The following is a 20,304-nucleotide window of genomic DNA, read 5'->3' on the forward strand; positions in this document are numbered from 1 at the left end:
CCCTCGGTGCCATGTAACTCGCGTCACTCGGGTGGGGCACATACGGATATGGCCACCCGAATCACCCGGATCGCGTGACGCGACGGCCGGGGGACATGACGTGGTGTCCCGCACGACGGCCGAGGAGGCCGGATCGAGCGGTACTTCCGGGTGCCTACCCGGTTTTCCGCGCCGCATGATCGAGATTTCGGTGGGCGCGGGCCAGCATGACGCGGGCCATGAAGGGGTGGACCCATTTCACGACGCCCCAGTAGAGCCTGGATCGCCATGCGTGCGTCTTCACCGAGCTGCACAGGATCACGTGCGTGTCGTCGACGACGATCGAGGCCCAGGCGTCGAGACCGGCGGTGCTCACGTCCATCAGCACCTCGCCGTCCCGCCGCGACGCGATCGGGAAGGCGTCACGCAGGACGCCCGTCCAGGCCGCGGGATCGCGTGGCATCCCGGGCCGCAACTCCACGGCATACGCGTCCTGGTGGTCGGGCCGCTCCAGCGCCGCCCTGATCAGCCGTGCACCTTCGGGGAACTCCACCGCCACGGGCCTGTTCCTGAGCATCGCGCACCTCCATACGCCAGCGTATGGAAACCATACGGTAGCGTACGGTCATGGAGCGGCGGCAGCAGGCGAAGAAGTCCAGACTCAGCGCGGACGACTGGGCCGACGCCGCGCTCGCCGCCATCCGTGCGGGCGGCGGCCTCGCGGCGGTGGCGGTCGAACCGCTCGCCGCCCGCCTGGGCGCCACGAAGGGCAGCTTCTACTGGCACTTCGGCAACCGCGAGGCACTGATCGAGGCGGCGCTCGCCCGCTGGGTCGAGACGGACACCGAGCAGATCATCGCGGCGATGCAGACCGAGCCGGACCCGGAGAAGCGCCTGCGCCGCCTGTTCACCGAGGTCACCCGGCCGGCCAAGCACGACCCGCTCGAACTCTCCCTGCTCGCCAGCGTCGCCCATCCCCAGGTCGCCGCCGCACTCAGACAGGTCACGGAGCGCCGGATCGGCTACCTGGCCGGGCTGTTCACCGAACTCGGCTTCACCGACGCCGAGGCACGGCGGCAGGGCCTGATGGCCTACAACTTCTACCTCGGCCACACCCAGCTCGGCCACGCCGTCCCGTCCGCGCTGCCCTCGGACGCGGAGTTCCCCGAGTATGTGGAGGGGATGGTGGGGGCGCTGCTTCGGCGTGCCTAGCCGGGGTGCCCGGGCAGCCTCGACTCCGTACCCGGCCGCCCGTCGGCACCGGCGCGGTGGCCGGGTCACCGGGTCACCGGGTGCGGCGGACGCGGCTACCGACGGGTGTCCGAGGCAGGGCGGCCCGTCAAGGAGCCTTCGGGCTCGGCGAGCACCAGCCTGCCCGCTTGACTGCACACCGTGCGGTGGCCTGCGGCGGCTCCTGCCGCGTGGCGAAGTGCCGCCGCAGCCCGGGGTCGGGTGCGTAGCCGTACCGGTCGAGGCAGGACGCGATCTGGTCGGACCAGGCCCACGTCCCGTCGGTGCGGAAGATCGCGGGCACCCCCCCTGCCGCGGGCAGGCTCGATGCATCCGCATCTACCGCTGCACGAAGCCTTGCAGCCTCGACCGCCCCATATCTAAAATATTTTCGCTGATTCTCGCGTTCAACGAAGTTTCTTCGGTAGACGGCTATCGAGAGTAGGTGCCTCCATGACGGTTGCCGCAGTGTCGACAGTCCACCCCGACGAGGTGCACGAGAGGCTCGGCCGGCATGTGCTGACCGACGGTTTCAAGCTTGTGCTCGACCCGCTCGACAGCCAGGGCTCGTGGATCGTCGACGCGCGCACCGGTGGGAAGTTCCTCGACCTCTACTCGTTCTTCGCGTCCGCCCCGCTGGGGCTCAACGCGCCGGGCATCGTGGACGACCCGGAGTTCATGACCCTCCTCGCACAAGTGGCGGCGAACAAGCCCGCCAACCCCGACGTCTACACCACGCACTACGCCGAGTTCGTCGAGACGTTCGCCCGGGTGCTGGGCGATCCGGACCTGCCGAGACTGTTCTTCGTCGAGGGCGGGGCGCTCGCCGTCGAGAACGCGCTCAAGACGGCGTTCGACTGGAAGAGCCGCCGCAACGAGGGCGCAGGCCGCTCCCCCGAGCTCGGCACCAAGGTGCTCCACCTTCGGCAGGCGTTCCACGGCCGCAGCGGGTACACCCTCTCGCTGACCAACACCGAGCCCAACAAGACCGCCCGCTTCCCGAAGTTCGACTGGCCGCGCATCGACGTGCCCGCGGTGCGCTTCCCCCTCGAGCGCCACCTCGCCGAGGTCGAGGAGGCCGAGCGGGAGGCCCTCGCGCAGGCGCGGCGAGCCTTCGAGGACAACCCGCACGACATCGCCTGCTTCATCGCCGAGCCGATCCAGGGCGAGGGCGGCGACAACCACATGCGCCCGGAGTTCCTGCAGGCGATGCAGGCGCTCTGCCACGAGTACGACGCGCTGTTCGTGCTCGACGAGGTGCAGACCGGGGTGGGGATCACCGGCACCACCTGGGCCTACCAGCAACTCGGTCTCGAGCCGGATATCGTCGCCTTCGCGAAAAAGGTCCAGCTCGGCGGCATCATGGCCGGCCGCCGGGTCGACCAGGTACCCGACAACGTCCTCCGGGTCTCCGGGCGGATCAACTCCACCTGGGGCGGCGGACTCGTCGACATGGTGCGGGCCCGCCGCATCCTGGAGATCATCGAAAGGGACGACCTGGTGGCCAATGCCGCTGCCGTGGGAGCGTGGTTCGTGACCGAACTGCGTGATCTCGAAGTCCGACACGCACCGTTGGCGGCCAACGCGCGAGGCCGCGGACTGATGTGCGCCATCAATCTGCCCGACGGCGCCGTGCGCGACGACGTGGTGCGCAGGCTGCGAACCGAGGAGCAGGTGATCGCATTGCCGTGCGGTGAGCGTACGGTGCGCTTCCGCCCTGCCCTGTCCATCACCCGGGACGAGCTCGGGTTCGCCCTGCGGGCCCTCGACCGGATCCTCGCCACTCTCCACTGACCCGTACCGGACGAGCCCGCACGAGCCGACCCCGTACCAGCCACCCCAGCCCAATCCACCCGAAAGGCAGGGCAAAGACATGGCCCGTTCCGTCGCCTCGATCGTTGCCGGCCATCCGGTCGCCGGCGCCCCCGGCGGGACTCTTCGGCGCCCCAATCCCGGTCATACCGCCGAAGTGGTCACCGAGGTCTCGCTCGGGGACGCCTCGACCTTCGTCGAGGCCGCCAGGGCCGCGAAGGCGGCTCAACGGTCCTGGGCGGACGTCCCGGCGCCGGTGCGCGGGTCCGCGATCGGAAAGATCGGCCGGCTCGTCGAGGCGAACAAGGACCGGCTCGCCCGCATCGTGACCGAGGAGATCGGCAAGCCGCTGGCCGAGGCACTCGGCGAGGTCCAGGAGATCATCGACACCTGCGACTTCTTCCTGGGCGAGGGGCGCCGGCTGTACGGGCAGACGGTGCCCTCGGAGATGCCGGACAAGCAGCTGTTCACCTTCCGCAACCCCGTGGGCGCGGTCGCGGTGATCACCGCCGGCAACTTCCCGGTGGCCGTGCCGTCCTGGTACCTCGTACCGGCGCTCGTGACCGGCAACACCGTGGTGTGGAAGCCCGCCGAGTACGCCGCCGCGAGCGCCGAGGCCCTCTTCGAGCTGTTCGTGCACGGAGGGGGCTTGCCCGACGGCGTACTCAACCTCGTCCTCGCCGACGGGGAGCGGACATACGCGGGTCTGGAGGCCTCCCTCGACGCCGGCCTGGTCGACAAGGTCGGCTTCACGGGCTCCACGGTCGTCGGCCGGAAGATCGGCGCTCTGTGCGGGAGCCACCTGCAGACCCCGTGCCTGGAGCTGGGTGGCAAGAACCCCCAGGTGATCACCCCGAGCGCCGACCTCGACCTGGCGGTCGAAGGGGCGCTGTTCTCCGGGTTCGGCACCGCGGGCCAGCGCTGCACCTCCCTCGGGACACTCATCGTGCACGAGTCGGTGCACGAGGACTTCCTCGCCCGCTTCGACGCCGCGAGCCGCGCGGCCCGGATCGGCGACGCCTTCGAGGACGTCCTCTACGGCCCGATGCTCGACGAGCGCTTCGCGCAGCGCTACGAGACCTTCCTCGGCTGGATCAAGGACCACCACCGCACCTACGGCTCCGACGGCATCGGAAGGATCACGGCCGGCAACCCGCGCAAGGGCTTCGTCGGGGACCCCGAGGCGGGCATGTTCTACCACCCGGTGATCGTCGACGGAGTGCGCCGCGACGACGACCTGTTCCTCGACGAGACCTTCGGCCCCATCGTCGGAGTGACCACCTACCGGGACTTCGACGAGGCCCTCGATCTGGCCAACGCCCACGGCTACGGACTGTCCGCCGCGATCTACACCGACGATCCGCACGAGGTATGGACGTACCGGCGCGGCATCTCCGCAGGCATGGTCAGCGTCAACAACACCACCTCCGGAGCCGAGGCCCACCTTCCCTTCGGCGGCAACGGCAAGTCGGGCAACGGCAGTCGGCAGTCGGGGCAGTGGGTGCTCGACCAGTTCACCCGCTGGCAGTCAATGAACTGGGACCACTCCGGCCGTCTGCAGAAAGCGCAGATGGACGTGGCCACGCTCGAGCCCGACCTCTCGTTCCGCCTGTGAGTGCCGTCGAGGACCTGGACCGGCACTTCCGCGAGGCGGTGGCCGGTCTGCGGTCTGCGGACGCGGCGATCCCGCTGCGCGACGCCGGCGGACTGGACACCGGTACCGCACTGGCCCTGTTCGACGCGCAGTCGGAGAGCCGGCACACCGACGCCGCCGCACGCTGGATGCAACAACAGGGCCGCGGCTACTACACCATCGGATCGAGCGGGCACGAGGGCAACGCCGCACTCGCCCTCGCCCTGCGCCCCACCGACCCGGCGCTGCTGCACTACCGGTCCGGCGCCTTCTACTGCGCCCGCGCCCGGCAGGCCGGCGGCGTCGACGCGGTCAGGGACATGCTGCTGGGGGTGGCCGCCGGGGCCGAGGAGCCGATCGCCGGCGGCCGGCACAAGGTGTACGGGCGCCACGAACTGGCCGTCATCCCGCAGACGTCGACCATCGCCTCCCACCTGCCCCGAGCGGTCGGGGTGGCATGGAGCATCGCGCGCGCCAAGCGGCTCGGAACCGAGTGCGCCTGGCCCGGCGACGCCGTGGTCTGCTGCACCTTCGGTGACGCTTCCGTGAACCACTCCACGGCGGCAGGCGCCATCAACAGCGCCTGCCACGCGGCCTACCAGGGCCTCCCGATGCCGATCCTGTTCGTCTGCGAGGACAACGGCCTGGGCATCAGCGTCCCGACACCGCACGACTGGGTGCGGCAGGCCTACGGCAGCCGGCCTTCGCTCGCCTACTTCGCCGCGGACGGCTGCGATCCGCAGGCCGCCTTCGACACCGCGCGCGAGGCAGTGACCCACGTACGCAAGAACCGGCAGCCGGCCTTCCTGCACCTGTCGATGGTGCGCTTCCTCGGCCACGCGGGCTCGGACGCCGAAGCCGCCTACCGCACGCCGTCCGACGTCGCCGCGGACCTGGAACGCGACCCACTGGCGGCCACGGCCCGGCTGCTCACAGCGGCCGGCATCCTGTCACCGCAACAGGTTCTCGACCGGTACGACGAGGTGAGCGGACGGGTGTTCGCCGTGGCCAAGGAGGCCCTGGAGAGCGAGCCCCTGACCACCGCCGCACAGATCACAGCCCCCATCGCACCCCGCCGCCCCGACCTCGTGGCGGCTACGGCACGCCGTACGACCGAACCACCCACAGCCCCCGTGGGCGAGCCCGTCACATTCGCCCAGGCCATCACCCACACACTCGCCGACCTGCTCGGCAGCCACCCGGAGATGGTCGTCTTCGGCGAGGACGTCGGCCGCAAGGGTGGTGTCTACGGACTGACGCGGGGCCTCCAGCGGCGTTTCGGTACCGCGCGGGTCTTCGACACCCTGCTCGACGAGCAGTCCATCCTCGGCCTCGCGCTGGGGGCGGGCCTGTCCGGACTGCTGCCGGTTCCCGAAATCCAATACCTCGCCTACCTGCACAACGCCGCAGACCAACTGCGAGGCGAGGCCGCCACGCTCCAGTTCTTCTCCCAGGGCCAGTACCGCAACCCCCTCGTGGTCCGCATCGCCGGCTACGGCTACCAGCGCGGTTTCGGCGGCCACTTCCACAACGACAACGCGCTCGGCGCCCTGCGCGACATCCCCGGCCTGGTCATCGCCTCCCCCTCCCGCCCCGACGACGCGGCGGCGATGCTCCGCACGTGCGTGGCGGCCGCGAAGGTGGACGGCACGGTCAGCGCCTTCCTGGAGCCGATCGCGCTGTACCACACGCGAGACCTCCAGGAGGAGGGCGACAACGCCTGGCTGGCGGCATACCCGCCCCCCGCAGACCACGTACCGATCGGCCAGGCCCGCACCTACGGCACAGGCACCGACCTGACCCTCGTCACCTTCGGCAACGGCCTCCCCATCTCCCTCCGGGTCGCACGCCGACTGGATCAGGAGGGCATCGCCGGCCGGGTCGTCGACCTGCGCTGGCTGGCCCCCCTGCCGCTCGACGACCTGCTGCGGGAAGCCCGTGCGACGGGACGCGTCCTCGTGGTCGACGAGACCCGCCGTACGGGAGGGGTGTCGGAGGGAGTCGTGACCGCCCTGGTCGATGCCGGATTCACCGGGGCGATCAGACGGGTCGCGAGCGTGGACAGCTTCGTCCCGCTGGGGAAAGCAGCTCAGTCGGTACTCGTGTCGGAGGCGGACGTCGAGCGCGCCGCGACCGAGATGCTTTCCGCGGGCCCACGTACTCAGAGGTGAGGGCCGGCTGGTCGGGCGGCCGTGGACACCGGTGGGTTCGAGGCGCCCGCGGATGATGCGCGAGCGCCTTCGAACGTCACCAGGCGAAGCCGCGAACAGCGGCAGACGAGTCGGGCTGTACGCCGGGTTCTGTCGCCCGGTCGCCTCGCGGCGGCCGGGGAGACGGCCATCCATCTAGGACCGACGTTGCCGTCGGCCTCGTGCGGTCTACCCGCGGACTCGGGCGGGCAGCCCTCGAACGTCCGCGCAGAACCGCCTTTTACAGCGGCTCCTCTTGACCTTGCTCCGGGTGGGGTTTACCTAGCCGCCTGAGTCGCCTCAGGCGCTGGTGGTCTCTTACACCACCGTTTCACCCTTACCGGGAACCAGAGTCCCCGGCGGTCTGCTTTCTGTGGCACTGTCCCGCGGGTCACCCCGGGTGGCCGTTAGCCACCACCCTGCCCTGTGGAGCCCGGACGTTCCTCGGGAAGGTCCACAAGGACCTCCACGCGGCCGTCCGCCCGGCTCGTCTGCCGTGCCGACCATGGTACCGGGCGTGCGGGGCGCCTCGGTCCGGCCGTCGCCGTCGCCAGGACCGAGCCCGCCAGGATGAGGGCGAAGGCCGCGAGGACGCCGGCGGTCAGGCTTTCGTCGAGGAAGAGGGCGCCGGCCGCCACCGCGACCGCCGGGTTGACGTACGTGATCACCGTCGCCCTCGTCGGACCCGCCTCCTTGATGAGTTCCAGGAAGGCGACGAAGGCGACCGCCGTGCAGATGACGCCCAGGCCGGCGAGGGCGGCCAGGACCTGCCCGGACGGGACCGTGTCGGGCCGGGTGGCCGCCGCGGCGGGTGCGTAGACCAGCGCCGCGAGGGCCAGGCAGGGTGCCGTGAGGTGAAGCGACGGTACGTCCTTCAGATGGCGTGCCGCGATCACCGGTGCCGTCGCGTAGCCGACGACCGTCAGCAGCACCTCGGCCAGGGAACGGGCGTCGCCGCCGGTCAGGTGCGGGACGGTGAGGACCGCGACGCCGGACATGCCCAGGGCGAGGCCCGTGGCACGGCGGGCACCGAGCCGTTCCGTGTCGCCGAGGAGGCGGGCGGCGAGCACGCCGACGATGGGGACGCCCGCGATCAGCAGGCCCGCCGTGGAGCTCGACAGATGGCGTTCGGCGTCGGTGAGGGTCCACCACGGGCCGATGATCTCGATGCACGCGAACGCCAGCATGGGGCGCCAGTGGGTGCGGACGTTACGGGCCAGGCCGCCCTGGCGTATCGCGAAGGGGAGCAGCAGCGCGGCGCCGAGCGCACAGCGCGTGAACACCACCGCGGACGGGGACACGGCGTCCACCGCCACCTTGATCATCAGGTAGGGGATGCCCCAGACCACTCCCATGAGGGAGAAGAGAAACCAGCCGCGTGCAGTCATGCGGGCAGTTTCGGCCGCCCGGCCCTCAGGAGTCTTGAACGCTGTTGCGGTACGCCGTCGCCGCCACGCTCGCCCGGTACGCCGCCGGCGTCACGCCGAGCACCCGCCGGAACCAGCGGGTCAGGTGCGCCTGGTCGGCGAAGCCCACGAGGGGGGCGACCTCGGCGGGGCGCAGCCCGGAGTCCAGCAGCCCGCGGGCACGGTTCACCCGGTACTGGGCCAGCCAGGCGTACGGCGGGATCCCCGTGGCCGTGCGGAAGGCGCGCAGCAGTTGGTAGCGGGACAGGCCCAGGTCGGCGGCGAGCGCGGCGAGGGAGGGAGGTGCCTGGAGTTCGTCGGCCAGACGGTCCCGTACCGCGCGGGCTATGTGGGCCGCCCCGGTGACCGTGTCGCACGCGGCGCGGGCCGTGGAGTGGCGGCGGGCGAGGCCCGTGAGCAGCCACGGGAGGACGGACTCGGCTTCCAGCGGGTCGGGGCAGGCGCTGAGTTCGGTGTGGGCGGCGCGGAGCGCGGCGGCCAGCTCGGGGTCGTCGAGGAGCGGCTCGCGGAAGTGCGGGAGGCCGCCGAGGGTGCCGTCGGCGAGCAGGGAGGGCTCGGCGTACAGGGCGCGGTAGGCGTAGCCGTCGGTGGCGTTGCCGGGGCCGCCGGTGTGCATCTCGCCGGGGGCCAGGACGACGATGGAGCCGGGCCCGGTGCGGATGTGGCCGCCGCGGTAGTCGATGATCTCGGAGCCGCCGACGCAGACGCCGATGGTGAACTCCTCGTGGGCGTGCGGGGCGTAGACGTGCCGGTCGAACCGGGCGGTCAGAAGGTCGAGCGGCGGCCCGCAGCGCCCCAGCCGCGCCCTGGTCCACAACGCCTGCTCCCGTCCGCCCACCGCGCACCTCCCTGGCGGGTGCAACGCCTGGAGGACCCGTTTCCATGCCGCGGGCGGGTGGCCGGACCGCGGCACGGACGAACGGGGCGGGCCGCTGTGCGGAAGGCCGCGCGGGCGGTCAGAGGAAGTCCGACGTGTCCAGTTCGAAGGCGAAGGGCTCCGGGAGGGAGAGGGGCTTGCCGAGGGGAAGGGTGCAGTGCCGTCGGTAGTCGTCGTTCTCCGGCTCGCCGAACAGTGTGATCGCGGAGGCGTCGCGGTCGACGAGCAGGTAGAGGGGGACACCGCCGCGGGCGTGGCACCGGCGTTTGGCCTCACGGTCGACCTCGGGCTTCGTCGACGTCACTTCGAGGACCATGGCGACGCCCTCGCACGGCATCCAGGAGTCGGCGCCCCGGTAGAGCCGCAGCTTCGCGGGGGCGAACGTGCCGTCCGGGATCACATGATTCTTCGGGCAACCGCCCCCGCTCCGCAATTTCAGGCCCTTGTTCCCCGAGAAATCCATGTCGGTGCGGGACTGCCTGATCACTTGTTTCATGATCCGGTTGATGTAGTCCTCGTGATCCCCGTCCGGCGGCGGTGTCACAACGATCTCCCCCTCGATCAGTTCGGCCCGGAACCCCTCCGGGGTGTCGAGGGACAGGAAGATGTCCAGCAGGCCTTCGGCCGGCGTGGTGGGCTCGTGCGCCACGGCAGTCATGTCACGCCCCTCCTTCGGTCGTTCGCCAGACTGGGACACCGGAAGACCACCTGACCATGAGATCGGGAACCGTTCCCTCGATCGTGGCACACGATCCCGGTCCCCGTCAGGAACGCGGGGACACGGCGGGCGGCCGGCTCGACGGGCGACGCCGGCCGCCCGTGCGGGAGGCCGGCCGCGCGGTCACGCGGGCGCGAACTCCACCTTCGCCGTGCCCGGGTCCGCCTGGGTGAGGCGTACCCGCAGGCGTTCGCCCAGGGGGAGCCGCGTCGTCCCCCCGGCGATCCGGGCGAAGACCGCCGGGGACTCCAACTGCACGGTTCCGACGGTGGGTTCGTCGTCCCGCACGTCGACCACACAGGCCTCGAAGAGGTCGCCCACGCGATCCTTCAGCAGCGCCGCCTCCACGATGTCGACGCACTCGCGCTCCACGGTGCCCGCGCGCCGGGTGCCCTCCGCCATCACCTTGGGGAGGCCGTCGAGGGCCGCGAGGACCCACTCGGCCGGCGGCCGGTCCGCGGCCGCCGCGAGGCAGAGCTCCGACGCGTACCGGTCGGCGAGCCGGCGCAACGGGGCCGTGCAGTGGGCGTAGGGCGCGGCGACGGCGGAGTGGATCGTGGTCTGCGGGCGGACACCGTCCCGGAACACGGTGTAGCCCGCGCCGCGCAGCAGTGTCGTGCACTCCTGGAGGAAGGCGGCGTGGTGCGGCCAGTGCGGGTCGAGGGAGCGGATGAGCTCCGCGTACGAGACATGATGCGGCCAGCGGATGCGCAGGGCCTTGGCCGTGCGGCGGAGACGGCCCACCGCGCCGTCGGGGGCGGTGGGCAGCGTACGCAGGATCCCCGTGCCGTGCGAGAGCATCAGTTCGGCCGCCGCCATGCCGGTGAGCAGGGAGAGCTGCGCGTTCCAGCACTCCGCGGGGAGCGGGGCACGGTAGACGAGTTCGTACGCCCCGTCCTCGTCGAGGATCTCCTGTTCGGGCACGTTGAGCGAGATGCCGCCGCGCTCGGCCTCCAGCCGCTCGCGTGCCTGCCCGATGTCCTTGAGGAGAGCCAGGGGCTCCTCCGCCCTCCCCTCCCCGATCCGCTTCTGCGCCTGCTTGTAGTCGAGCCGGGCCCGGCTGCGTACGAGGGCGCGGTGGACGTCGGTCGCCGTCGTACGGCCGTCCGCGTCGAGGTCGATCGTCCACAGGACGGCCGGACGGGTCCGGTCCGGGAGCAGGCTGGCGGCGTCCTCGGACAGGGCCGCCGGGTGCAGCGGCACCCTCTCGTCGGGGAAGTAGAGCGTGGTCACGCGCCGGTGGGCCTCGGCGTCGAGGGCGCCGCCGGGTGCGACGAAGGCCGCGACGTCGGCGATGGCGTACCGGACGCGGTAGCCGCCGCGCCGCCGGGACAGGTGCATCGCCTGGTCGAGGTCCATGGAGCCCGGCGGGTCGATGGTGAACAGGGGGATGTCCGTCGCGTCGTGGGAGGGCAGCCGGGGAGCCCGCCCGGCCTCCTCCAGGACGTCGGGAGGGAAGCCTTCGGGCACACCCAGCTCGGTGCGCAGCGCGCGGAGCGCGGCCCGCAGGGGAGCCTCCGGTGCACCGGTGACGCGCATGTGACGTCGGGGCATGGGTCGAGCGTAGGACGAGCGTCACCGGGCGGCACTCCGGGCGCCGAACGGTGTGCCCGGCACCCTTTAGGCTGGCGCGGGGCCACACCACCGTTAGGAGAACACCACCGTGCTCGTGCTGCTGCCGCCCTCCGAAGGCAAGGCCCCCTCCGGCAGGGGGGCCGCGCTGAAGCTGGAGTCGCTGTCCCTGCCCGGTCTCACCGAGGCGCGGCAGGCGGTCCTGGACGAGCTGGTCGACCTGTGCGCGGGCGACGAGGAGAAGGCCCGCGAGGTCCTCGGGCTCAGCGAGGGGCTGCGTGGCGAGATCGCGAAGAACACGCGGCTGCGCGCCGCGGGGGCCCGGCCGGCCGGGGAGATCTACACGGGTGTCCTGTACGACGCCCTGGACCTGGGTTCGCTGGACGCGTCGGCCAAGCGGCGGGCGAGCCGCTCGCTCCTGGTGTTCTCGGGGCTGTGGGGCGCGGTCCGGGTGACCGACCGCATCCCCTCGTACCGCTGCTCGATGGGCGTGAAGCTGCCGGGGCTCGGGGCGCTCGGCACGCACTGGCGCACTCCGATGGCCACCGCGCTGCCCGAGGCGGCCGGCGACGGACTGGTCCTGGACCTGCGCTCCTCCGCGTACACGGCGGCGTGGAAGCCCAAGGGCGAGGTGGCGGGGCGGACGGCGACCGTGCGGGTGCTGCATGCGCAGCTGGTCGACGGGGTGGAGAAGCGCTCCGTCGTCAGCCACTTCAACAAGGCGACCAAGGGCAGGATCGTCCGCGGCCTCCTCACCGCCGGTATCGCGCCCAAGGGCCCGGCGGAGCTGGTGGAGGCGCTGCGGGACCTCGGGTACACGGTGGAGGCGGAGGCGCCCGGCCGGGCGGGCAGGCCGTGGGCGCTGGACGTGGTGGTGACGGAGATCCACTGAGCCGGGTCACGGCGGCCGGTGCGCGGTCCGCGGTGTCTGGTTCCGGGCGCCTCATGCCCGGGCGGACTGGGCCCAGGCGGACCGGCCGGGCGGACCCGGGTGGATCGGCCGGGCGGACCCGGGTGGATCCGCCGGGCGGATCGGCCGAGTCGGCACAGCAAGTGATTGCAGCATGTGCAACGACCTTTGCGCATGCTGCACACCCCGGGCAGGATGAGGCCATGACTTCGCCGCTGCCCTCCTTCTCGCCTGCCTCCGTGCTGGACCTCGCGCCGGTCGTCCCCGTCGTCGTGGTCGAGGACGCCGCCGACGCCGTCCCGCTCGCGCGGGCGCTGGTCGCCGGCGGGCTGCCCGCGATCGAGGTGACGCTGCGGACCCCGGCCGCCCTCCCCGCGATCCGGGCGATCGCCGCGGAGGTCCCGGACGCCGTGGTCGGTGCGGGCACGGTCCTCTCCCCCGCGCACGTCGTGGACTCGGTGGCCGCGGGAGCCCGCTTCCTCGTCAGCCCCGGCTGGACGGACGCGCTGCTGGCCGCCATGGCGGCGTCCGGGGTGCCGTTCCTGCCCGGGGTGTCCACGACGTCGGAGGTCGTGGCGCTGCTGGAGCGGGGGGTGCGGGAGATGAAGTTCTTCCCTGCGCAGGCGGCCGGCGGCACGGCGTACCTCAAGTCGCTGGCGGGCCCGCTGCCGCAGGCGCGGTTCTGCCCGACCGGCGGCATCGGGCCGGACTCCGCCCCGCAGTACCTGGCCCTCCCGAACGTCGGCTGTGTGGGCGGGAGTTGGATGCTCCCCGCGGACGCGGTCGCGGCACGGGACTGGGGGCGGGTCGAGGGTCTCGCGCGCGAGGCGGCAGGCTTGCGGCCGTAGCGTCCGTGGCGTGCCGCCGGGCTCTGTCCGAGCCGTCGCGTACAACTGAGCCATGACCACCGGCACCCCCGCGACCGAACCGTCCGCCTTCGCACGGGAGTTGCTGCGCTGGCGCACCGCGCGCCGGGTGAGCCAGCTGGAGCTCGCCTCGCGCGCGGGGACGACGCAGCGGTACGTCAGTTTCATGGAGCGCGGGCGTTCACTGCCCGGCAGGGAGATCGTGATCCGGCTCGCCGAGTCGCTGGAGCTGACCCTGCGCGAGCGCAACGCGCTGCTCCTCGCCGCCGGTTACGCCCCGGCGTTCACCGAGTCGTCCCTGGACGCGGTCGCCCTGAAGCCCGTACGGGAGGCACTGGACGGCATCCTCGAAGGGCACCTTCCGTATCCGGCCGTGGTGGCGGGTCCCCGGGGTGAACTCGTCGCGGCCAACGCGGCGTTCGACGTGCTCACGGAGGGTGCCGCGCCCGGACTGCTCGCGCCCCCGGTGAACGTGCTGCGGCTGGCGCTGCATCCGCGCGGCATGGGGCCGCGGGTGGTGAACCTCGACGTGTGGGGCCGGCACATCGTGGAGAGCCTGCGGGCCCGCGCCCTGCGCAGCCCCGACCCGCTCCTGGACGCGCTCGCCGGGGAACTGGCCGGGTACGTGCCGGCGAGCGAGCCCGCCACGGACTACGTCGGCTTCGCCGTGCCGCTGCGACTGCGGTGCGCCGAGGGCGAGTTGAGACTCCTCACGACGCTGACGTCCTTCGCGACGGCCGTGGACGTCACGCTCGCCGAACTGCACCTGGAGGCGTTCCTCCCGGCGGACCGGGAGACCGCCTCGATCCTGCGCGACCGTGCCGCCGCGCGCGGGGCGCGGCGCGGGTGACGGACGCGGGCCCCGGGTGCCGGCCTCGGCGCGGACCCTGGGTGCCGGCCTCCGCGCGCACGAGGAGCGCGCGCCTCCGGACCCCGGGCGCCCGCCTGCGTGCGGACGACGGGTGCCGGCCTCCGCGTGGGTGGGCTCAGCGCAGGTGAGAGGTGTCGTTGAACAGCCGTACGCTCGCGTTGCCGTCCGCGTAGTACGCCACCGCGGAGAGCGAGGCCGCGGACAGTTCCATGCGGAACAGGGACTCCGGCGGGGCGCCGAGCGCCAGACGCACCAGCGACTTGATCGGCGTGACATGCGTGACGAGCAGGACCGTGCGGCCCGCGTACGCGGCGATCAGCCTGTCGCGCGCGGCGGCGACGCGGCGTGCGGTCGCCGTGAAGCTCTCGCCGCCGCCGGTCGGTTCGGCCCTCGGTGAGGCGAGCCAGGCGTTCAGGTCGTCCGGGTAGCGCTCCCTGACCTCGCCGAACGTCAGCCCCTCCCAGGCGCCGAAGTCCGTCTCGCGCAGCCCCTCCTCGATGGTCACGTCGAGTCCGAGCCGTGCGGCCACCGCGCCCGCGGTCTGCCGGGTCCGGGCGAGCGGCGACGCCACGATCGCCTGGATCGTGCCGCGTGCGGCGAGCGCCGCGGCGACCCTTTCGGCCTGTTCACGGCCCGCGTCCGACAGCGACGGGTCGCTGCCGCCGCTGCCCGAGAAGCGCTTCTGCGGGGTCAGCGGGGTCTCGCCGTGGCGCAGCAGGACGAAGGTGGCGGGAGCACCCATGTCGGGGGCCGCGCCCCAGCCGACGGTCGGTGCCTTGCCCTGCGCGGGGGCGGCCGTGCCTGTCGTTGCCGCCACGGTTCGCGCGGCGCGCCTGTCGGCCTCCGACGTCGCGGCGTCGCCGGAGGGGTGCCGGGGGGTGTGGGATGTCGTCGAACCGCGGGTCTCTGCGGGCTGGGCGCGCAGTTCCCCGCGCCCCTGAAGGGGCGCTCCCGACATCGGTGTGGCAGAGGGTGTGGTGTCGTCGCGTGCGCCCGCCAGGGCCGCGCGGGCCCTCGCGGCGCCCGCCGCCGCGTCCCCGGGCGGGCCGGACGGCTCGGGCGGGCCGGCCGTCGTGGCCCGCGCGGCCGGCTCCGCCGTCGACGCGGACGGCGACCACTGCTCCCCGCGCTTGCCCGCGTCCATCGCCTCGTTGGCCAGCCGGTCCGCGTGCTTGTTGCGCTCCCGGGGGATCCACTCGTACGTCACCTGCGACGCCGGGAAGATCCGCGCCGCCTCGGCGGCCAGCGGCTTCATGTCCGGGTGCTTGATCTTCCAGCGCCCCGACATCTGCTCGACGACCAGTTTGGAGTCCATGCGGACCCGGACCGAGGCGGTCGGGTCCAGCTCGCGGGCCGCGCGCAGGCCCGCCACCAGACCCTTGTACTCGGCCACGTTGTTGGTGGCGATGCCGATGTACTCGGCGCGCTCCACCAGGGTCTGGCCCGTGGCCGCGTCGGCGACCACGGAGCCGTAGCCCGCGGGCCCCGGGTTGCCCCGGGAACCGCCGTCGGCCTCGACGATGAACTCCCGCACGCGCCGGGCCCCTTACAGGCCGGACTCGGAGGTGCGCACCAGGATGCGGCGGCAGTTCTCGCAGCGCAGCACGGTGTCCGGGGAGGCCGCCTTCACCTCGTTGACCTCGGTGATGTTGAGCTCCAGGCGGCAACCCTCGCAGCGGCGCTGGTAGAGCCGCGCGGCGCCGATGCCGCCCTGCTGCTCGCGCAGCTTGTCGTAGAGCTTCAGCAGGTCGGCGGGGATGGTGCCGGCGATGACCTCGCGCTCCTTGGTCACCGAGGCCGACTCGCCGTCGAGCTGCTCGAAGGCCGCGTCCCTGCGGGCGGTCGCGTCGTCGATCTTCTGCTGCACGGAGGAGACGCGGCCGGTCAGCTCGGCCACCCGCTCCTGGGCGGACTCACGGCGCTCCATGACCTCCAGGACGACGTCCTCGAGGTCGCCCTGGCGCTTGGCGAGGGAGGTGATCTCGCGCTGGAGGTTCTCCAGGTCCTTCGGGGAGGTGACGGCACCCGAGTCGAGGCGCTGCTGGTCGCGGGCCGCGCGCTGGCGCACCTGGTCGACGTCCTGCTCGGCCTTGGTCTGCTCGCGGGCGCAGTCGCTCTCCTCGGTCTGCGCGGCGACGAGCAGGTCGCGCAGCTGCGTGAGGTCCTTGTTCAACGAGTCGATCTCGGCGTGCTCGGGCAGCGACCTCCGCTTGTGCGCGAGCTGCTGCAGGCGTACGTCGAGGGACTGGACGTCGAGAAGTCGGATCTGGTCGGCGGGCGCGGCGTTCAGTTGGGGGCTCCTGATGTGTCGGTGTGAGAGGCCGCGTGGGCGGTCCAGGGGTCGGTGACCGTCTTGGAGACGTGGACGCGAAGTCCCCATCCGTGCCGGTCGGAGATCTCGTCGAGCTGGGCGGCGGCCAGCTCGCACCAGGGCCACTCGGTGGCCCAGTGCGCCGCGTCGAGCAGCGCGAGAGGACTGTGGGCGCGGGCCTCGGACACCGGATGGTGGCGCAGGTCCGCGGTGAGGAAGGCGTCCACGCCGGCGGCGCGCACGTCGTCGAAGAGGCTGTCGCCCGAGCCGCCGCTGACCGCCACGGTCCGTACGAGTGTCCCGGGGTCGCCGGCGACACGGATGCCCTGCGCGGTGGCGGGCAGCCGCTCGGCGACGCGCGCGGCGAATTCGCGGACGGTCAGCGGATGGTCCAGCTCGCAGACGCGGCCCAGGCCGCGGCGGCCCTCCGGGTCGGTGGGGTCCGGCACGAGGGGCCGTACGACCCGCAGGTCCAGCGCGCCGGCGAGGGCGTCCGAGACGCCGGGGTCGGCGCGGTCCGCGTTGGTGTGGGCCACGTGCAGCGCGACGTCGTTCTTGATCAGGGTGTGGACGACCCGGCCCTTGAAGGTGCCGGCCGCGACCGTCGTCGTACCGCGGAGGTAGAGCGGGTGGTGGGTGACGAGCAGGTCGGCGCCCAGCTTCACCGCCTCGTCGACGATGTCCTGTACCGGGTCGACGGCGAACAGGACGCGCGTGACCCCCTGGTCGGGGTCGCCGCAGACGGTGCCGACCGCGTCCCATCCCTCGGCCCTCTCGGGGGGCCAGAGGGCGTCGAGCGCGGCGATGACTTCAGACAGACGGGGCACGGGGAAAAGGCTACCTGCCCCGTGTCCGTGCCCGTCCTGTCGCGGGCCACTCGACCAGGGGCCCGGCGGCGGACGGGCTCCGGCGCACGCGGTCCGCCCCGTCTCCTGACCACCGTTCAGCACACCCGCCCCCGTTTCCTCAGGCGAATCCCGACATGGCCACCCTTATGTGTGAAGCGGCAGCTCGTCGGTCCCACGTCTGTGCGTGCGAAAACTAGCTTCGTCGCCGGAGGTGACCGAACGATGACGGCCTGTGCGACGGAGCCCGGGGCGGAGAACGCGTCGGGGCTCGTGCCGGAGGGCCCCGCGGGGCTCGTACCGGACCACACGACGACACCGCTCGCGGCGGATCACCCGGCGGGGACGGCGGCGGAGTTCGTGCCGGACCGCTCCGCGGGGGCGCCGGCGGAGACCGCGGCGGCGGCGCCCGCGGCATCGCCGCCCGCGACGGACCGCCCGGCTGGGAACACTCCGGGCGCCGCGCCGGGGCCCACCGCGGGCCTGACGCCCGGCAACGCACCCGGGGTCGCCCCGGAACGCGTCGCGATCGCCACGGCGGGGGACGTGCCGGGCTCCGCGGCCGAGCCCGCTGCGGTCCTCGCGGCGCAGGGCGCGGCCGGGCGTACGGTGTGGCTCGCGGCGGTCCCTGTCCCAGGCAGCGCGGAGGAGAACGCCTCCGACCGCGCCGCGGGTGACGTGCGGGACGGCACGACGAGGGGTGCGGCGGACCACGCCGCGGCCGGCGCTGCGGGGCGCACGACGAGGAGCACCCCCGAACCCGCCGTGGGCCTCGGGACACCGAGCACGACCTGGGTCGCGGTGAACCACGACGTGAGCCCCCGCACGGACGGCACGACGAACCCCTCCCCCGGTGACACGGCGGGGAGCGCGCTCGACCGCGCCGTACGGATCGCGCGGGAGAACTCGACCGGGATCCCGGCCGACCCCACCGTCGAGGTCGCGACAGCCGGCACGAACTGGACCATGCCTGCCCCCACGGTCGACGACGCGGCGGACACCGCGACCTGGACCATGACGCACCCCGCCGCCGACACCGACACGCACAGCACACCCCAGGACGTGCCCAGCCCCACCGTCGACACCGCGACGGACAGCGCGCCGCGAAACCTAACCGGCCCCGCCCTCGGCATCACGACGGACAGCGCGTCGCGAAACGCACCCGGCCCCACCGTCGACACCGCGACAGCCGGCACGAACTGGACCGTGCCCGGCCCGGCCGTCGGCGTCGCGGCGGACCCCGCGACCTGGACAACGGCGAACCCCGCCACCGGTGCAGAAACGAACAGCGCGACCCGGGCCATGGCGAAACCCGCCGTCGGCATCGCGGCCGGGAGCCCGGTCGGCGGCGCCGCAGTCGTCGCGTGGGGGCCCGCGGCGGGGATCGCGGCCGACCGCACCACGGGCGTCGTCGTCCGGAGCGCCGGTGGCCGCGCCGCCGGTGTCCCTCTGCAGCGTGCGGCCGGCGGCGCGTGGGTCGTCGCGGCGAACGGCGCGACCGACGCTGCCGGTGGCACCACGCGGGACAGCGCCGCCAGGCTCGCGGGCGGCGGCGCGGCGGGCGGCGGCGCTGCGGGCCGCGCGGCGAACGACGCGGCGGACCGCGCCGCAGAAGCCATGGCGAGCGCGGCGGCCCCCGCCTCCGGTGGCCCCCGGGAGCGCGCGAGCCGGGGCACGGCCGACCGCGCCGGAGGAGCCGGCGGCTGGGTCCGGGTCGGAAACCTGGGTGGCCACGTCCACGACGGGGCGGTCGGGGACGCAGGTGGCCAGGTCCGGGACAGGGACAGAGGTGGCCAGGTCCGGGACGGGGACGCAGGTGGCCAGGTCCGGGACGGGGCGGGCGGGACCGATGTGGAGGCGGTGGGCGTGGACGAGGGCGCGTGGGCCGCGAGGCCCGGGTGTGTGATCGCCGCCGACGGCACGTACGCCGCCCGGCTCGCCCTCGACGGCGCGTCCTGGTACCCGGAGCGCTGGACGCTGGACGGGCCCGAGCCGTACGCCGTGCCGCTGCCGGTCAACCAGCCGGAGGAGCCCGGCACGGAGGTGCAGCCGCTGACCGACGGACGGGTGTTGATCCACCGCGTCGTGGCCGGTCGGCACACCTTCTCGCTGCTGTACCCGACGGGGCCGGGCACCGGCGAACTGCCGCTCGGCGCCGTCGAGTGCCCCGACAGCGACACCCGGCTGCGGCTGCTGCCGCCCGCGCCGGGCGGGGAGCGCGCGTACGCCCTCGCCGTCGGCCGCGGCTCCACGACGGTGTGGCTGGTGGCGGGCGGCGCGTTCGGCCCCGAGCACGTCGCCGAGGTGCCGGGCCACTGCTCGGGCGGCGTCTGGCTGGACCGCACCGGCCGGCTGCTCGCCCTGGACCGGTTCCAGGACGGCCGCACCAAGACGGTGGTCGTCGACCTGGAGCGCGGCGGCGAGATGTCCCCGCTCCTTCAGATCACCGAGCGCAGCAACGACCGCCTGCTCCTCGCGGACGCCGACAGCGGGCTCCTGCTCATCCGCTCCGACGCGCCGTCGCCGGGCCACGACCGCCTCGGCTGGGGCGTCCTCGGCAGCACCCTCCCGGTCCGCTTCCCGGACTGCCTGCGTGCGCCGGAACACACCGTCACGCCCTTCGCGATCCAGCCCGGCCAGGTCCTCACGCCCGAGACCTGTGCGGTGGCCCTGCGCATCGACGGCCCGGCCGGCACCTGGCTGGGCATCTGGCGCCCCGCCGAACGCCATGTCCACCAACTCCCCGCGCCGGCGGGATGGCTGGCGGGCACCGGACTGTGGACCAGAGAGGGGGTGCTCCAACTGCCGTACGCGACGGGGGCGGTGCGGTGCGGCGTGGCCCGGGTGGGAGCGCCCGCGGCGGTGGGGGAAGGGGAAGCGGAAGGGGGTCCTGACCGGGACGCCGTTCAGGCCCCCGACCCGCCCCTCGTCGCCCGTCCCGTCCCTCTCCAGCAGGCGCCCCTGGAGGGCCGGGTGGTGCGTCCGGTCGCCCCGGTTCCGTCACCCGCCGACACCTCCGTGGTGACGGCCGGTTAGAATCCCCCGGCTGTACAGAAGGATCTTG

Annotated in this window: 15 protein-coding genes, 1 other RNA gene and 1 pseudogene; 8 read left to right on the forward strand and 9 right to left on the reverse strand. The window is 73.2% G+C overall.

The window, feature by feature from the left end:
- Positions 1-154: 154 nt before the first annotated feature.
- Positions 155-556: a hypothetical protein gene (locus ACSYGO_RS16030; RefSeq protein WP_426675703.1), complete on the reverse strand. Its 402-nt coding sequence runs from the start codon at positions 554-556 to the stop codon at positions 155-157.
- A 50-nt stretch (positions 557-606) separates the two neighbouring features.
- Between ACSYGO_RS16030 and ACSYGO_RS16035 the strand changes: the two genes are divergently transcribed.
- The 4 genes from ACSYGO_RS16035 (at position 607) to ACSYGO_RS16050 (ending at position 6,825) form a co-directional block, all read left to right on the forward strand.
- Positions 607-1,191, forward strand: a complete 585-nt coding sequence (locus tag ACSYGO_RS16035; protein WP_426675702.1) for a TetR/AcrR family transcriptional regulator — start codon at positions 607-609, stop codon at positions 1,189-1,191.
- 471 nt (positions 1,192-1,662) lie between these two features.
- Positions 1,663-3,003 carry an L-lysine 6-transaminase gene (gene lat, locus ACSYGO_RS16040; protein ID WP_460386909.1) on the forward strand — a complete coding sequence of 447 codons (1,341 nt, stop codon included), beginning with the start codon at positions 1,663-1,665 and terminating at the stop codon, positions 3,001-3,003.
- Between the two features lie 79 nt (positions 3,004-3,082).
- Entirely contained in the window at positions 3,083-4,636 is a 1,554-nt protein-coding gene (locus ACSYGO_RS16045; RefSeq protein WP_426675699.1) for an aldehyde dehydrogenase family protein, read from the forward strand.
- The gene (locus tag ACSYGO_RS16050; protein ID WP_460386910.1) at positions 4,633-6,825 is read left to right on the forward strand and encodes a thiamine pyrophosphate-dependent enzyme; all 2,193 of its coding nucleotides are present in this window, start codon (positions 4,633-4,635) and stop codon (positions 6,823-6,825) included. The genes ACSYGO_RS16045 and ACSYGO_RS16050 overlap by 4 nt, the downstream gene beginning before the upstream one ends.
- 102 nt (positions 6,826-6,927) lie before the next feature.
- Here ACSYGO_RS16050 and rnpB read toward each other — a convergent pair.
- From rnpB to ACSYGO_RS16075, 5 genes and pseudogenes are all read right to left on the reverse strand, one after another.
- An RNA gene (rnpB, locus tag ACSYGO_RS16055) (RNase P RNA component class A) lies at positions 6,928-7,333 on the reverse strand.
- A gap of 70 nt (positions 7,334-7,403) precedes the next feature.
- Positions 7,404-8,231 (reverse strand): annotated as a pseudogene (locus ACSYGO_RS16060) (DMT family transporter); the annotation flags it as partial.
- Between the two features lie 25 nt (positions 8,232-8,256).
- On the reverse strand, positions 8,257-9,108 hold the full coding sequence (locus tag ACSYGO_RS16065) for an AraC family transcriptional regulator (protein ID WP_095933948.1): 852 nt from the start codon (positions 9,106-9,108) through the stop codon (positions 8,257-8,259).
- Between the two features lie 118 nt (positions 9,109-9,226).
- Complete coding sequence (locus ACSYGO_RS16070; protein ID WP_460386912.1) at positions 9,227-9,805, reverse strand: Uma2 family endonuclease; 579 nt, start codon at positions 9,803-9,805, stop codon at positions 9,227-9,229.
- Between the two features lie 183 nt (positions 9,806-9,988).
- Entirely contained in the window at positions 9,989-11,419 is a 1,431-nt protein-coding gene (locus tag ACSYGO_RS16075) for an RNB domain-containing ribonuclease (protein WP_432175173.1), read from the reverse strand.
- A gap of 109 nt (positions 11,420-11,528) precedes the next feature.
- Here ACSYGO_RS16075 and yaaA point away from each other — a divergent pair, with 109 nt between their 5' ends.
- From yaaA to ACSYGO_RS16090, 3 genes are all read left to right on the forward strand, one after another.
- Positions 11,529-12,329: a peroxide stress protein YaaA gene (yaaA, locus tag ACSYGO_RS16080; RefSeq protein ID WP_460386913.1), complete on the forward strand. Its 801-nt coding sequence runs from the start codon at positions 11,529-11,531 to the stop codon at positions 12,327-12,329.
- Positions 12,330-12,550: 221 nt separating this feature from the next.
- The gene (eda, locus tag ACSYGO_RS16085; RefSeq protein WP_426675694.1) at positions 12,551-13,195 is read left to right on the forward strand and encodes a bifunctional 4-hydroxy-2-oxoglutarate aldolase/2-dehydro-3-deoxy-phosphogluconate aldolase; all 645 of its coding nucleotides are present in this window, start codon (positions 12,551-12,553) and stop codon (positions 13,193-13,195) included.
- A gap of 52 nt (positions 13,196-13,247) precedes the next feature.
- The gene (locus tag ACSYGO_RS16090; protein WP_426675693.1) at positions 13,248-14,063 is read left to right on the forward strand and encodes a helix-turn-helix domain-containing protein; all 816 of its coding nucleotides are present in this window, start codon (positions 13,248-13,250) and stop codon (positions 14,061-14,063) included.
- 136 nt (positions 14,064-14,199) lie between these two features.
- On the opposite strand, the gene ACSYGO_RS16095 is transcribed toward ACSYGO_RS16090, so the two are convergent.
- From ACSYGO_RS16095 to ACSYGO_RS16105, 3 genes are read right to left on the reverse strand one after another with little or no spacing between them, the layout of a single operon-like run.
- On the reverse strand, positions 14,200-15,618 hold the full coding sequence (locus tag ACSYGO_RS16095) for a bifunctional RNase H/acid phosphatase (RefSeq protein ID WP_460386915.1): 1,419 nt from the start codon (positions 15,616-15,618) through the stop codon (positions 14,200-14,202).
- Positions 15,619-15,630: 12 nt separating this feature from the next.
- On the reverse strand, positions 15,631-16,374 hold the full coding sequence (locus tag ACSYGO_RS16100) for a zinc ribbon domain-containing protein (protein ID WP_426676046.1): 744 nt from the start codon (positions 16,372-16,374) through the stop codon (positions 15,631-15,633).
- Positions 16,371-17,222, reverse strand: coding sequence for a Nif3-like dinuclear metal center hexameric protein (locus tag ACSYGO_RS16105; RefSeq protein ID WP_460386917.1), 852 nt, complete (start codon positions 17,220-17,222; stop codon positions 16,371-16,373). Before ACSYGO_RS16105 ends, ACSYGO_RS16100 begins: the two co-directional genes overlap by 4 nt.
- A 1,635-nt stretch (positions 17,223-18,857) precedes the next feature.
- On the opposite strand from ACSYGO_RS16105, the gene ACSYGO_RS16110 reads away from it, so the two are divergent.
- Positions 18,858-20,276: a hypothetical protein gene (locus ACSYGO_RS16110; RefSeq protein ID WP_460389721.1), complete on the forward strand. Its 1,419-nt coding sequence runs from the start codon at positions 18,858-18,860 to the stop codon at positions 20,274-20,276.
- The last annotated feature ends 28 nt before the right edge of the window (positions 20,277-20,304 follow it).

The organism is Streptomyces krungchingensis, from assembly GCF_054729265.1.